Source organism: Alcanivorax sp. 24, assembly GCF_004360225.1.
GTDB lineage: Bacteria > Pseudomonadota > Gammaproteobacteria > Pseudomonadales > Alcanivoracaceae > Alloalcanivorax > Alloalcanivorax xiamenensis.
In genome coordinates this window covers 39,576-53,582 of the sequence record NZ_SNUA01000001.1, presented here as the reverse complement: position 1 = coordinate 53,582, position 14,007 = coordinate 39,576, and the positions used below count along the sequence as shown (strand labels likewise).

General features: G+C 62.5%; 12 protein-coding genes. 4 read left to right on the top strand and 8 right to left on the bottom strand.

Features of this window, described 5'->3' with window-relative positions; genetic code table 11:
* Positions 1 to 48 precede the first annotated feature (48 nt).
* The 4 genes from E0L37_RS00220 to E0L37_RS00205 all read right to left on the bottom strand — a co-directional run bounded on the left by E0L37_RS00220 (position 49) and on the right by E0L37_RS00205 (position 3,040).
* Positions 49 to 918: a crotonase/enoyl-CoA hydratase family protein gene (locus tag E0L37_RS00220; RefSeq protein ID WP_133489823.1), complete on the bottom strand. Its 870-nt coding sequence runs from the start codon at positions 916 to 918 to the stop codon at positions 49 to 51.
* Positions 919 to 982: 64 nt separating this feature from the next.
* A complete protein-coding gene (locus E0L37_RS00215; protein ID WP_240687402.1) occupies positions 983 to 1,714 on the bottom strand; it encodes an AraC family transcriptional regulator in 732 nt (243 codons plus the stop codon).
* Positions 1,715 to 1,732: 18 nt separating this feature from the next.
* Positions 1,733 to 2,233, bottom strand: a complete 501-nt coding sequence (locus E0L37_RS00210; protein WP_133489822.1) for a DUF962 domain-containing protein — start codon at positions 2,231 to 2,233, stop codon at positions 1,733 to 1,735.
* Positions 2,234 to 2,635: 402 nt separating this feature from the next.
* Positions 2,636 to 3,040, bottom strand: coding sequence for a CBS domain-containing protein (locus tag E0L37_RS00205; protein WP_133489821.1), 405 nt, complete (start codon positions 3,038 to 3,040; stop codon positions 2,636 to 2,638).
* A gap of 268 nt (positions 3,041 to 3,308) precedes the next feature.
* Between E0L37_RS00205 and E0L37_RS00200 the strand changes: the two genes are divergently transcribed.
* The 4 genes from E0L37_RS00200 to E0L37_RS00185 all read left to right on the top strand — a co-directional run bounded on the left by E0L37_RS00200 (position 3,309) and on the right by E0L37_RS00185 (position 9,248).
* Positions 3,309 to 6,008: an AAA family ATPase gene (locus E0L37_RS00200; protein ID WP_133489820.1), complete on the top strand. Its 2,700-nt coding sequence runs from the start codon at positions 3,309 to 3,311 to the stop codon at positions 6,006 to 6,008.
* A complete protein-coding gene (locus E0L37_RS00195) occupies positions 6,001 to 6,819 on the top strand; it encodes a mechanosensitive ion channel family protein (RefSeq protein ID WP_133489819.1) in 819 nt (272 codons plus the stop codon). The genes E0L37_RS00200 and E0L37_RS00195 overlap by 8 nt, the downstream gene beginning before the upstream one ends.
* An 86-nt stretch (positions 6,820 to 6,905) precedes the next feature.
* Positions 6,906 to 7,898, top strand: coding sequence for a helix-turn-helix domain-containing protein (locus E0L37_RS00190; RefSeq protein ID WP_133489818.1), 993 nt, complete (start codon positions 6,906 to 6,908; stop codon positions 7,896 to 7,898).
* A gap of 51 nt (positions 7,899 to 7,949) precedes the next feature.
* On the top strand, positions 7,950 to 9,248 hold the full coding sequence (locus E0L37_RS00185; protein ID WP_236564182.1) for a serine hydrolase: 1,299 nt from the start codon (positions 7,950 to 7,952) through the stop codon (positions 9,246 to 9,248).
* 161 nt (positions 9,249 to 9,409) lie between these two features.
* Here E0L37_RS00185 and E0L37_RS00180 read toward each other — a convergent pair whose 3' ends face one another.
* The 4 genes from E0L37_RS00180 to E0L37_RS00165 form a co-directional block, all read right to left on the bottom strand.
* A complete protein-coding gene (locus E0L37_RS00180) occupies positions 9,410 to 10,273 on the bottom strand; it encodes a metal-dependent hydrolase (protein WP_133489816.1) in 864 nt (287 codons plus the stop codon).
* Between the two features lie 851 nt (positions 10,274 to 11,124).
* On the bottom strand, positions 11,125 to 11,868 hold the full coding sequence (locus tag E0L37_RS00175) for a glutathione peroxidase (protein ID WP_133489815.1): 744 nt from the start codon (positions 11,866 to 11,868) through the stop codon (positions 11,125 to 11,127).
* An 85-nt stretch (positions 11,869 to 11,953) separates the two neighbouring features.
* Positions 11,954 to 12,403, bottom strand: a complete 450-nt coding sequence (locus E0L37_RS00170; protein WP_133489814.1) for a DoxX family protein — start codon at positions 12,401 to 12,403, stop codon at positions 11,954 to 11,956.
* Between the two features lie 158 nt (positions 12,404 to 12,561).
* Positions 12,562 to 13,983, bottom strand: a complete 1,422-nt coding sequence (locus tag E0L37_RS00165) for an efflux transporter outer membrane subunit (RefSeq protein WP_133489813.1) — start codon at positions 13,981 to 13,983, stop codon at positions 12,562 to 12,564.
* Positions 13,984 to 14,007 lie beyond the last annotated feature (24 nt).

Sequence of the window (14,007 nt, the reverse complement as noted above, 5' to 3'; positions counted from 1 at the left end):
CTTGTCCCTAGTCCTTTAAACGGTTGAAAAAGGTAAGCGTCTTCGCGCTTACCGCAAAGGCGGTTCCGGCCAGAAATCGAACTGGGTTGGAACCGAATTCAGGTCGGTGTCGAATACCGGATCGCGTTTTTCCAGGAAGGCCTTGAAACCGTCCTTGCCATCCCAGTATTCACTGGAGCGATAAATCAGCCGCGACTCCACCGCGTGGGCCTGCATCGGGTGCTCGAACACCGGATTGCGCCACAACATCTGCTTGGCCAGCGCCACCGCCACCGGCGAACTCTTCGCGGTGAGCTTGCGGGCCAGCGCCTGGGCCGCCTCCAACACCTGGTCACGGGGGTGAGCGCCGCGGAACAGGCCGGCCTCCACGCCTTCCTCCGCGAGGAAGATATCTCCGCTGTAGACCCATTCGAAGGCCTGCTGCATGCCCACCAGACGAGGCAGGAACCACGAGGAACAGGCTTCCGGGGTGATGCCTCGCTGAGTGAAGACAAAGCCGATCTTGGCACCTTCCGCCACCACCCGGAAGTCCATCGGCAGTGTCATGGTGATGCCGACGCCAACGGCGGCGCCATTAATGGCGGCGATGACCGGCTTGCGGCACTCGAAAATGGCCAGTGACACCTCACCACCGGAATCACGAATGACTTCCAGTGGCGGCTCTTCACTGTCGGCACGGTCATAGCCGAACAGGTTGCCACCGTCCTCCGGCTCCATCTCCATACCCGCGCAGAATACGCGGCCGGCACCCGTGACCACCACCGCGCGCACCCGATTATCCTGGCTGGCGTCGCCAAAGGCGTGCACCAACTCATCCTTCATCCGCAGAGTGAAGGCATTGAGACGGTCGGGACGGTTCAGGGTGACGGTGAGAATGCCGTCGTCCGCCAACGCGGTCTGGATGTGTTGGTACTCCATAAGCTGCTCCTTGTTATTGGGCCGGCGCCAACAGATCGCCGGGACGGCCGAACAAAAGGGGCCGTCAGAAAGAATCCAGGTGCACCACCTGGACCGGAAAGGCCCTAGCATAACGGGAAGGCAGCGCGTCGAACATGGCGCGGAGGGTACGATTGAGGTGGGGTTGATCGTAGAAGCCGGCGGCACCGGCCAATTCAGCGAAGCTCATGCCATCGCGCCATAGCCTCAGCGCGCGCTGGCATTTGAGATGCAGTTGGAAGCGTTTCAGAGACACACCGACCTGCTCCCGGAACAGATGCCGGAAACGGGATTCGGATAGCCCGGCCGCCGATGCCAGACAGGCGCTGTCCAGGTCTTCCCGGCGCAGGGCCCGGCAGGCCGCGGCGACGCGCGGATCCAGCGGCGGCGCGGCGGCCCGCAGGCGCTCACGCAGACCCCGTACCGCCCCGATGTCAGGCCGTGTTGCGAGACCGGCCAATGCCTCCCGAAAACCCGGCAGACGCGACTCCGGCAGAGCGCCGCCCGGCCCCTGTACCGGCAGGCCGCGCCAGGCGCCGTCGTCGGGATCCAGATGCAGTACCGCCACCGGGCCGGGGCTTTCCAGGGCCTGCTCCACATCCGGCGCCACCCAGACCATCGCCGAGCGCACCCAGTGCCCGGCAATCTGCACGCGCAACGGCTCTTCCAACCCCACCAGCAGGGAGGCGGCCACATGGCGATGGGGGCGGTTGCGCAAAGCGGAGGCCAGTATCAGCCAGCCTCCTTGCCAGATGAACAGCGGCGACAGTGGCGTCACGGCACTCGCGCGGCCCGGTCAGGACGGGCGACCATGCCCCGGGGTGCGGCTCAGACCGAGTTTGTGCATCAGTTCCAGGCTGACAAAAATCGGCCCCACCAGCAGAAAGATCAGATCGTCGAAGAACGACGGCTTCTTGCCTTCCACTTTATGCCCCCAGGCCTGACCGGCCCAGGCCAGTACCCACACCAGCAGCGCGGTCCAACCCAATGACAGACCACTGCGATCGATGCCGGTGACCACCGCGATCGACACCGCCAGCCAGCCCAGCATCAGTAGCGACACGCCCATGGACAGGCGCAGGTAGAACGGCATGCACAACACCGCCAGTATCGAACCGCCGTTGACCCAGTAGGCGGCGGCGCCCTCCAGGCCCAGCCAGCGGCCCACCGGGATCAGCCAAAACAGGCCGAGGGTGGAGATAAAAATCAGCGGCACACAGACGATGTGCACCCACTGGTTCACCGGATTACGGTGGCTCTCACCGTAGTCACTCAAAAACGTACTTAAATCACGCATGACTTCCGCCTCCCTGTTGTTGTTATGCCATGGCGATTGTGGCGCCATGGCCAGCACGACTTTATCGATGACAGATTAGCCCGTGCCCGCCTCCGGGAATTGTATGGAATGGCTGCTTAGAGCCTGTTCACGATCTCTACACCACCGCGCCGGAGTTCCCTTCTCTCCTGGTGGAAAGTGTTGTCAGGCCGTGATTCCGATTGTGCGGTGTAGTTAGTCTACATAAACAAGCGTAATCGCGGCCTGGCGACAAAAGGGGCCCGACCCTCCGGGTTGCACTGGAAAAGCCGCCAGACGACGCCCCGGCCTTTGCCTTTGGCGCCACCAGAGCCTGCGGTCCGCGACGCCGTCTGGCGGCTTTTTCAGCGGCAACGCGGTGGTGTAGAGATCATGAACAGGCTCTTAACCGCCGCGACGGCTGTCGCGCAGGGCCCGCAGTACGTGACCACGGGTCAGCAACCCGATCAGCCGGCGTTTCTCATCCACCACCGGGTAGATTTTCGGTTTCTGCTTGAGCATCAGCTCCGCCAGATCCACCAGCGATTCCTCCACGTCCACGGTGAGCGGATCACCGTGCATCACCTGCTCGACACGCACCGCGCCTTCACTGTGATAGCTGGAGACCAGCAGTTGTCGCAGGCAGTCCTGCTCCGACACGAACCCGATAACCCGGTTTTCGTTATCCACCACCGGCAGGCCGGTGATGCGATATTGCAGCAGCGTGTCGACCACCAGGGTGAGGTCCATATCGGCCGGGACGGACATGGGATGCTTGATCATCACGTCTTTCACCAACAGACCCGCCATAACGCTTCTCCCTACATCACGATACTGACTACACCAGATACTGAAAAAGCCTTCACAGGGCCCTTTCCAACGCTTTTCATGATCAAAGAAAGCCGCCCTTGCTTCGACTATAGCACCCCGGTCAGCCGGGGGAAGCGTAAGAGCCTGTTCAGGATTTTACGCCGCCACCACGGCACAAAACCCTGAACAGGCGCTACGGATGACGCCCCTGCCCCAGCTCCCTACAATGGGTCATCGAGGGACAGGGCGGACAGGCAAAGGAGACACTATGGGGCTTCGCTGGTTTATGTCGATGGCCGGCCTGCTACTGGCTTTCGCCAGCCAGGTCAACGCGGCCACCGAGACCACCTGCGCCCGGGAGCAGCGACAGCTGGAGCAATGGGAACAGCAAACCGTCGACATGGATCGGCAGGTGGAGCCCCTGCAGCGTTTGCTTGACGGGACACCGATTGCTCCGAACACCTTGGATCAGGCGCTTGGCGCACCGGCGGACGCCGTCAACCGCCCCCCACCCGGCCCCATCACGCCGCCTTCGCTGAGTTGCGAACAGCTCGAGGAGCGCCTCAATCAGGCGGTCACCGAACGCCGTGGCGTCCGCGCTCTGCTTGATGATCAACGAGACCAATGGTTCTCGCTGTCCCGTCCGGAACGCGCCGCCCTGCTGGGGTTGCTTGAGGAATATCAGTCCCTGACCACTCTGGAAGCCGATCCGCTGGTCACCCCGGGGCCCTTGCGTGACCATCTGAGCGCCCTTATCGCCCTGCTCCCGCCGTTACGCAATCAGCCAGCCAACGCGGCCCGCCAGCTGGATGTTCTGTGGCCGCCACCGGCGCCGGTAATCCAGGCCGATATCCCCGCCCAGCAACGCCTGACGCTCTGGCGTCATCATTATGAAACCCGGCGACTGCAGCTGGCGCTGCGCTCCGGGCTGTGGCAACGCCAGGGAGTATTGCGCTCGTGGTTCAGCTATCGACCCACGGAATGGCTCCCATTGCTCGGCCTTGAGGCGCGCATGACCCTCGATCGTCTCCACCAGGGGCTGATCCAAACGTATCGGGAGTGGACCCTGAACCGGGAGATCCGCCACTACACCCCACTGGTCAGCAACGCCCTGGCGGTGATACTTGGCCTCGCCATCCTGGCTCTGGTGATGAAACTGGGCCGGCGCGGTCGCCGGGGCCTGCTGCGCCTGCATGAGCGCCTGGTCTCCCGGGCCGGCCAGAAACGCTGGCTGTGGAACGCCAGCCGGCTGCTCAGCGGCGTCGCGCCCCTGGTACCCTGGCTGCTTCTGTGGCTGGTGATCCATCTGCTGGCACCGCTGCTCGACTCTCCGTCCACCCAGGTGGTGCGCTGGCTGTTGCCGCTGGCACGCCTGTATGTGCTGTTCGGCCTGCTGTGGCTGTTCGGGGAGTGGCTGATGTTCCGCGTCTGCCAGAGCGCCCACAGCTATCTCAACGATAACCAGATTACCGAGGCCAGCGCTCTGGCCCGCCGCCTGGCGCTGTGGATGATGGTGCCCTGGGCCCTGTGGTTCGCGGTGGATCGGCTGCTTGGCCACTCACTCGCCGGCTTGTTGTGCACGGTGCTGGTGGGGCTGTGTCTTTATATCGCCATCGGCCGGCTGCTGGCGTTCCGCCGGGACGATTATCTGCTGTGTTTGCAGAACGTTTTGCCGTCCTCCCTGGACCCTCTGGCGGAACGCCTGCTCAAGGGCCTGCGTTTTGGCTGGACCGCGCCGGGACTGTTACCGGTGGCGCTGGTGAACTTCCTGTTTCATTACCTGGATACGCTGCTCGGTGAGCTGGACTGGTACCTGCGCCTCAAGGCACGCTGGTTCCGGTTGCGCACCAAGGGGGTCGGCGAGGATGAGGAGCCGGTCCGGGAAGACACCAGCGAGGCCAGCAAGCAATATCAGAAATGGTTCGCCAATCAGTTGCCGGACGACCAGGAAACCCCGTTTATCGACACCGGTCTGCTCAACGCGATGATCAAGGCGGTGGAGCAATGGCATTCCGAAAGCGTGGAAGAAAACGCTCTGCTGGTGACCGGCGAGAAAGGCAGCGGCAAAAGCATGGCGATGCGCAAGCTGGTCCGCAAAATGGAACAGGAACAACCGGATCTGCGTTTGGTGACAGTATCAGTGCCGCCACGCACGGTCACACCGGAAGCGGTGACCTCGATGATCGCCAAGGCGCTAGGCGAATCCCTGGATGAGGGCCCCGCCAGCCTGGTGAAGAACGATGAGCAGCGCCCGCCTACGCTGTTGATCCTGGACGAAACACAGAATTGTTTCCTCGCCCGCATTGGCGGACTGGACGGCTGGCAGGCTCTGCTGACGCTGACCAACGCCCGTCTGGACAATCTGTTCTGGCTGGTCCTGATCAATAACCAGAGCTGGTCCTATCTCTCCAATGTGTTCGGCCGCGACTATCAGTTCCGCCGGGTGATCAAGGTGAAACGCTGGGACCAAAGCGAGATCCGCTCGCTGATCCTGTCGCGTCATCACCTCAGCAAACAGAAGCTGCGCTACGATGACTTGCTGCTGTCCTCCCGTGGGCCGGAAGCCGGCAATATGCGCAATGCGGAACAGCGTTATTTCAGCCTGCTCTGGGACGCTTGTGGCGGCAACCCGATGGTCGCGCTGAAACTGTGGCTGACATCGATCAAGGTTACCCCCCGGCAGGTGCTGGTGGGACTGCCAGCGCAACCGTCGTCATCACTGGCCGCCGGCCAGTCCGGCGATTCGCTGATGTTTGTCTACGCCGCCATCGTCAGCCACGAGAATCTGTCCAGCGACGAAATCGTCGCCGTCACCGATCTCTCCGAGAATGTGGTGCGCTCCGCACTCAAGGCGGGCCAGGACGCCGGGTTCATCTACAAAGGGGAAGACAGCCGCTACCGCGTGGTGCCGATGTGGTATCGCACGGTGATCAATCAACTGAACAGGAAGAATCTGCTCCATGAGTGAGAATGGCGACATTGTCAGCGATCTGGCGGTGGTGATCGACCTGTTCAACGCCTACGCCATACTGCTGCTGATTCTGGGCGGTCTGTGCCTGTGGGCCCTCAACTGGGGGCTGAACCGGCTGGGCCACTCCCTGATGGAACGGTTGCCCAGCCGTCGTTTCCTGATCCTTCAATTCATCACGCTGATCAGTTTTCTGATCTATACACTGGGCACCGGCGCCCTCATCCTTGGTGTTCTGAACCCGCCCAGGGAGTTCATCCTGGCCGCCGCCGGCTCCCTGGCGGTGGCGCTGGGCTTCGCCCTCAAGGACGTGGTGGCCTCCCTGGTGGCGGGCCTGTTGCTGTTATTCGACCGGCCATTCCAGGTCGGCGACCGGGTGCAGTTTGGCGACACTTACGGCGAGATCGTCGCCATTGGCTTGCGCGCGGTGCGGCTGCAAACTCTGGACGATAACCTGGTCACCATCCCCAACTCCCTGTTCATTACCGACGCCGTCGCCTCCGGCAATGCCGGCGCCCTGGACATGATGGTGGTGTCGGACTTTCATGTCGCCCTGGACGCGGATCTGGAGCGGATCGAGGCGCTGATTCGCGAAGTGGTGGTCACCAGCCGCTACGCTTACCTGAAAAAACCGGTGTCCTTCGCCATCGAGGAGGTGCAGGTGGGCAATACCCTGGCGATCCGTTTCCGCACCAAGGCCTATGTGCTGGACGTGCGCTACGAAACCGCCTTCCGCAGCGATGTGGTGACACGGGTCACCACCCTGTTCAGGGAACGCGGGGTTCCCCGTCCGCGGCTCCTGTGTGACTGACGGAGGCGGTTGACGTGAATTGCACTTGCCGCTCACCGGGACACACCGACAATGGAAGCCAGTCTGTTCCCGGAACCCTCCCGACCATGCTCATTGATGCCACCATGTCCCGCCAGAACTTCCATCACGTCGTGGCGGCCCTGGATGCACGTGTGCCCGGCGGGAGACTGGATCAGGCACTCAACGAGTACCATCTGGAACGCAGCACCGAAGCGGAGCGAATCAATCATTGGCGTTGCGCCGACCTGACCGCCCGGCTGGCCGACCAACAGGGCGATCCGGCGCTACTGGCGCGGGGATTCCAGACTCTGGAGCAACAGCGCCAGCTGTTTCCGGGCCTGTCGCCGGTACCCGGCGACATTCTGGACCGGATCAATCAGTACCCGCGCTACCTGTGTCTGCATTCCGAGCTGGGTGACTACCGTCTGCGGATCGGCGCCGAGGAAAGTAGCCTGCAACTGTTCCGGCGCCCCGCTTTCGAGGGGTACAACGGCCAGGCCCTGGCCTTGCTGTACTCCACCTGCCGACTGCTGGAACGCGGCAGCCGCCTGCGCATCCGGCGGGTGACTCTGCGGGTCCGTCAGGGCGAACGCGAGCGACGGGACCTGGAGGCGCTGTTGGGAGTACCGGTGAGCTGCGGGGAAGAACAGGATGGCCTGGTGTTCGATAACACCCACCTGTTGCAACCCTCCGCCACCACCGGGAGCCTCGACACCCTGGGCCAGCGAGAACGGTATCTGCGGCGCATGCGGCCCGGCCTCGGCTGGAGCGACTCGGTACGCGGTCTGCTGCCAACCGTGGTCGGGCTGCCGGGCAAGCCACTGGCTCTGTGTGCCTCCTTACTGGCGGTGAGCGAACGCACCCTGCAACGCCGGGTGGAAGCGGAGGGGCAGGATTTCCGCTCCCTGCTCAGCGACAGCCGCCGGCAACTGGCGTTGACGTTGATGCCCTGGCGTGACCTGACCACCGAGCAACTGGCGGCGCGGCTCGGTTACAGCCAGACGGCGCAGTTTTATCGCGCCTTCCGCGACTGGTTCGGTGAATCGCCGGGCCGCAAGCGCGTGGCCATGTACGGTTGAGTGATCCTGTTATCCCGGGAACCCAATTACAACAACCATCGGGAGCACACCATGCTACAAAGCCTGCGCTACGGCCTGGCGGCCACGGCCCTGTTGATCGCCACCCAGGGCCATACCGAGACTCCGCAACTGCCACCACCGGAGAGCACCACCCTGCCCAAACTGGGGCTGATGCAGGGCTTTCCGCCACCACCGGACAAGCTGGTCACCCGGGCTAATTTCAACCGTTTTCCCAATGGCCGCTGGGCACTGCACCACATGCGCGAACTGCAACCCTCACGCGGCATCGCCCGCGATCCGTTGGCTGATGTGGCGAAGCTGAAAAACAAGGACCGTGACCTGGGCAGCCTCCGTTTCGATGACGGCAGCGGCCAGACCACCACGGTTTCAAAGTGGCTTCTCGATACCTATACCGATGCCTTCATCGTGCTGCACAAAGGCCGGGTGGTCCACGAAACCTACACCGACGGCATGGACGACCAGGACCAGCACATCTTGTGGTCCGTCACCAAGTCGGTTACCGGCCTGCTGGCCGCCGACATGATTCAGCGCGGCGAGCTGGACCCGGACGCCACCGTGGGCCATTACGTGCCGGAACTGAAAGGCAGCGCCTGGGGTGACGCCACCGTGCAGCAGGTGCTGGATATGACCGCCGCGGTGCGTTATCGCGAGGACTACAAGGACTTCACTTCCGACGTTTACCGCTACGCGTTTTCTTCCGGCATTCTGCCGAAGCCGAAAAACTATCAGGGCCCGGCCTCTCTCTATGAGTTCCTCGCCAGCCTGACCGAAAAGAGCGGCGAGCACGGCGAACAGTTCACCTACCAGACGGTGCAATCGGAAGTCGTGGCCTGGATCATCAGCAAGGCTTCCGGGCGGGACTACACCGACCTGCTCTCCGAACGCATCTGGAGCAAGCTGGGCGCCGAGCGGGACGCCTACATTCTGGTTGACGACCACGGCACGCCGTTGGCCGGCGGTGGCATGAACACCACTTTGCGCGACCTCGCCCGCTTCGCCGAAATGGTACGCCGCAACGGACATTACAACGGTGAGCAGATCGTTAGCAAAGCCGCCATAGAGGACCTTTTCAAAGGTGGCGAGCGCTCCAAATTCGAGGGGGGCGGTCTGGATTTCCGTCAGGGGCAGTCCTACCACAATCAGTGGTACCAGACTCACAATGCCCACGGCGCTCTGCAAGCCGCCGGCATCCACGGCCAGATGATTCATATCGACCCGCAAGCGGAACTGGTGGTGGTGAAATTCTCTTCCCACCCGGTGGCCAGCTCCAGCTTCACCTATACCTCCACCACGGCGGCCCTCGACGCCATCACCGAAGCCCTGCAATAACGGCAACGGCCGGCGGGATCAAACCCAGCCGGCCGTGTCGATTCCGTACAGCCTCACCATTCGCGGGCACGGTACGCTTACACGCAACACGCCGGCACGCCAACACTCCCATCGCGGCTGGTGAGCCGCTCCCACTACGGCTCCAGATACCTCTTGGTGTTTTAACCGGCCCCCCGCAGCTCTGGACGATCAAGCATCAACGCCAGTTTTTTCAATGCCTGTTCGCGTAGCGCGCGGCTGTCTTTCTTCTCCGGGTGGAAAGACGGCTTGTAGTACGCCACATAGGATCGCCCGAGGCGCCGGAGCCAGCCCGGCCGGCCGAACAACCAGTTGAGGCCGTTACCCACGGAACGCAGATCCCGCTTGTCATCCATGCCCTGGCGCAACTGGATATAGTGGAAAATGGTGAAGCCAATGAACTCCACCGTGGTCAGCACCATCTCCGACGATCGAATCCAGTAGCTGCCGACCTGGTCCGCGTACACGTCGTAGGCCACCGCTTTGTGTTCGCTTTCCTCCACCGCGTGCCACAGCCACAGCGGTAGCATGCGTTCGTCCATGCCCTCGAGAAACTCCGGATTCTCCAGAATCAGTTCCGCCAGCATGGCGGTGAAGTGCTCCAGAGCGCAGGTTTTGGCCAGCTGCCGCTCAGGAGACAGATTCTGGGCGATCCACTTCATGCCGTTATGCACAAAGTCATGGACCTTGCGGGTCGGCACCCCCTTTTCTTCCATGAAATCGTTGAAGGCCTCGTGCTCCTTGCCGTGGTGCGCCTCCTGGCCGATGAACCCCTTCACCCGCTCACGCAGATCAGGATCCTCGATGCGTTTCTGATAATGGCGCACTGAACGCACGAAAAAGCGCTCGCCCTCTGGAAAAGTACAGGACAAGGCCGTCAGCAGCATGGTTTTGAATTGATCGTCAGCGAACCAGTAGCGCGACATGGACGGATCAAACTCAAAATCCATACGGCGCGGCTGGATGTCGCTGGCATTGGTCCGCATGGCGGTCACTTTGGCGTTCATGCCCGGTCTCCCGATGAACTTCATCAATGACTTTTACTATGCGGCCGTGGCGAGTTGGCACACTAGTGCCGCTCGTGCCATTTTACCCTGCCCCGAATGCCAAAAACGGCCTGGTGAACGCCGGGCGCCAGCCGATCAGGGTCCGTGGGCGGTGGTCATAAAAAAGGTTCCTCGCGGTTTAGCGGGAAGGGTCGCTCTGGCGGGGGCTCCCGTATTCCTCGGTTACCTCGAAGACCTCCATTCAGAGGGGGCTACAGCGCCGCTGCGGGAAGAGGCCCGGGCGGCGCTCCGCTTGGCCGCGAAAGCCCTGGGCCGTTGGCGATTCGCTTGCCAGCAAGCTTCCCACAGCGGCTTCGTGGCGGATCCGTGGGAGACCCGCTTGCTGGCGAATTCCGGCCCTCCGGTGTTGGGATATTCGCTTGCCAGCAAGCTTCCCACAGCGGCTTCGTAGCGGATCCGTGGGAGACCCGCTTGCTGGCGAATTCCGGCCCTCCGGTGTTGGGATATTCGCTTGCCAGCAAGCTTCCCACGGCGGCTTCGTGGCGGATCCGTGGGAGACCCGCTTGCTGGCGAATTCCGGCCCTCCGGTGTTGGTATATTCGCTTGCCAGCAAGCTTCCCGCAGCGGCTTCGTGGCGGATCTGTGGGAGACCTGCTTGCTGGCGAATAGAGCGGTTTGGTAGTCCCTTCCGTTACAGACCCGTGCCCATGATTGAAGCGCCATGGCCCTCCAAACCGCGATGAACCCAAAAAAAGGCCGGCGAGGAGCCGGCCAAGGAAGGGGAAGTTACTTGGGGGAAAACAGTGGGCGCGCGTCCCTGTGCGCCGCTACCCGGTGAGCGCGGGTAAGAGTCAGGAAACAGCGGACGCCAACCACTTTTCCAATTCGTCGGCACCACCAATGCGTTCGCCTTCAATGTAGACCTGCGGGGTAGTGCCAGCGCCGGTGACCGCCGCCAGAGTGCTGTAGCTGAGACCGCGGCTGCTCAGTTCGATCTCCTCGAAGCTGTAACCTGCCTCGCGCAGAGCACTTTTGGCGCGGCCACAGTGCGGGCAGCCGGGCTTGGTGAAGACCGTGACCCGCTTCGGCAAAGCGGCTTCGCCATTGATGTAGCTGAGCATGGTGTCGGCGTCGGACACTTCGAACGGGTCGCCCGGCTTATCCGGTTCGATAAACATTTTGTCGATGACACCATCCTTCACCAGCATCGAGTAACGCCAGCTGCGCGATCCGAAACCGAGCTCCTGCTTGCCCACCAGCATGCCCATCTTCTCGGTGAACTCGGCGTTGCCATCGGGAATGAAGCGAATGTTCTCCGCCGCCTGATCACCCGCCCAGGCATCCATGACAAAGGCATCATTGACGGACAGGCACAGAATGTCGTCCACGCCATTGCTTTTGAACACCGGCGCCAACTCGTTGTAGCGCGGCAGGTGAGTGGATGAGCAGGTCGGAGTGAAAGCACCTGGCAATGCGAATACCACCACCGTTTTGCCCTGGAACAGGTCCGCGGTGGTCAGGTCCCGCCAGTCATTGCCCGCGCGGGTACGGAAGGTGACTTCCGGAACAGGCTGGCCTTCCCGATTGCTCAACATAGACACTCTCCTTATTGGTTCATCCACGGCTCGTTGACAGCGAAAAGAGTAAGCGACCGTCCGAAATTAATAAAAGCAACTAGGCCTATTTCAACCATAGCGCTTTGCTATGGTCCGGCCCGTCGGATTCACGCCAACGCCGCAGGTGGCTGGCAATGGCCGTGGCGATCAAGCCGCCGATAACCGAGACGTGCTCAAGGGCGAAAAACAGGGCCAGCTTGGCGCTCTCCCCTTCGAGGCCCCAGAATCTATGCACGATAACGATGGTGAGAATCAGAAAGACGGACAAAGCGCCGGCGCCCAGCCACACCGCCCGGTCCAAAAGAATCAGCAAGGACGCCGCTAGCAGAGTCATCGCCGTGGCAATATTGAACAGCCAAGCCGGCTCCAGGCCAGCCTGCCGCATGTCCGTCAGGCCACCCTCGAAATCGATCAGCTTCGCCAGGCCGGAGGACACGAACACCACCGCCAGACACACCCTGGCCAGCAACCAGAGCCAGCCACTATCCAACACCGCATCAATGATCCGCTGCATAACCTCGTTTCCTTCTTTTCGCCCGGGTCATCCCCACGTCCCCGACCAACGGCACGGAAACGCGGGAGCCACACCGGCCGGATCACCAGGATCCCAACCGGCGTGGCGGACTATAGAAGTTCAAGTTAACTTAAGGTCAAGCAGAGAATGCGCTGCGATTATTCTCCGGGCTCGGGGCGGGCCATACGTTGAATCACCGGGTCATCCAGGTCCCAGCCGCCACCAATGGCGGCGGCCAGTTCCGCCGCCGCCTGTAATTGCTGGCTAGTGATATCCAGGCGCGAGCGGCGTGCTTCCAGAGTCAGGTTCTGCGCCGTGGCCACCTCCAGGAAAGACACCATGCCGGCGCGGTAGCGGTTGGCGATGACGCTTTCGTTCTGTTCCGCCAAGGCCAGCAGCTCATCCTGTTGTTCCGCTTTCTCGCGGAGAACCTGCATCGTGGCCAGGGCATCTTCCACATCGCGCAGGCTGTCCAGGATAGTCTGTCTGTAATTGGCCACCTGCTCATCGTACTGGGCCACCGCGATGTCGCGAGTGGCGCGGCGGCGGCCGCCATCGAACAGTGTTAGCGCCAGAGAAGGCCCCACCGACCAGATCCGTTGCGGCGCGTCGAACAGGCCGGAGAAGGTGTCGTCCTGCAAAGCGCCATAGGCGCTCAAAGTAAGATCCGGCAACCAGGCGGTCTGGGCCACGCCGATCAGCGCATTGGCCTGCGCCACACCCCGTTCCGCCACCACCACATCCGGGCGGCGCGCGATCAATACCGATGGCAGGGCGGCCGGCAAGGCCGGTAACAGCGGCAGGGCGTTGGTGGCGGCAATGCTGAACGACACCGGCGCCACACCCAGCAAGGCCGCCAGCGCATTTTCTTCCTGGGCGCGTTGTTGTTGCAGATCATAGAGCTGCGTGCGCAGGGATTGGCGCTGGGTTTCCGCCTGGATCACATCGGACCGGGACACAATGCCGGCGTTGTACTGGTTGCGGGTCAATTCCGCCGAGCGATCATATGCCGCCATGGTCAGTTCGAGAATCGCGCGCTGGCGATCCAGCGCGCGGATCCGTACATAGCCTTGAACCACCGCTACCTGGAGGGTCAGCCGGGCGGCGGCGATATCGGCGGCGCTGGCGGCCAGACCGGCACGTTCCGCTTCCACCTGGCGCCGCACCCGGCCCCACAGATCCGGCGCCCAGCTGATATCCAGGCGGCCGCTGAACAGATTGCCGGGATCGGTATCGCTGCCGCCGCTGCGAGTACCGCTAACCGAGGCGTCCAATTGCGGGCTGTATTCCCCCCGGGCCAGACGCCATTGCGCCTCGGCAGCACGAAAACGGGCTTCCGCCTGGGCCAGAGTCTGGCTGGCCTGATCGGCCTGCTCGATCAGGTCGGTCAGCACCGGATCGTCAAAGGCCTCCCACCAGGTGCCCTGGGCCACCCAAGGCTGTTCGGGCATGGTCCGCCAGCCGTCCTGGTATTGAAATCGGGCCGGAATGGCGCTGTCCGGCGTGCGATAGTCCGGTCCCAAGGTACAGCCGGCAAGGGCCAGCGCACACAACAGGCAAGCAGCGGACAAACTCTTCATTACGGGCCTCTTCTCTTTATGCCG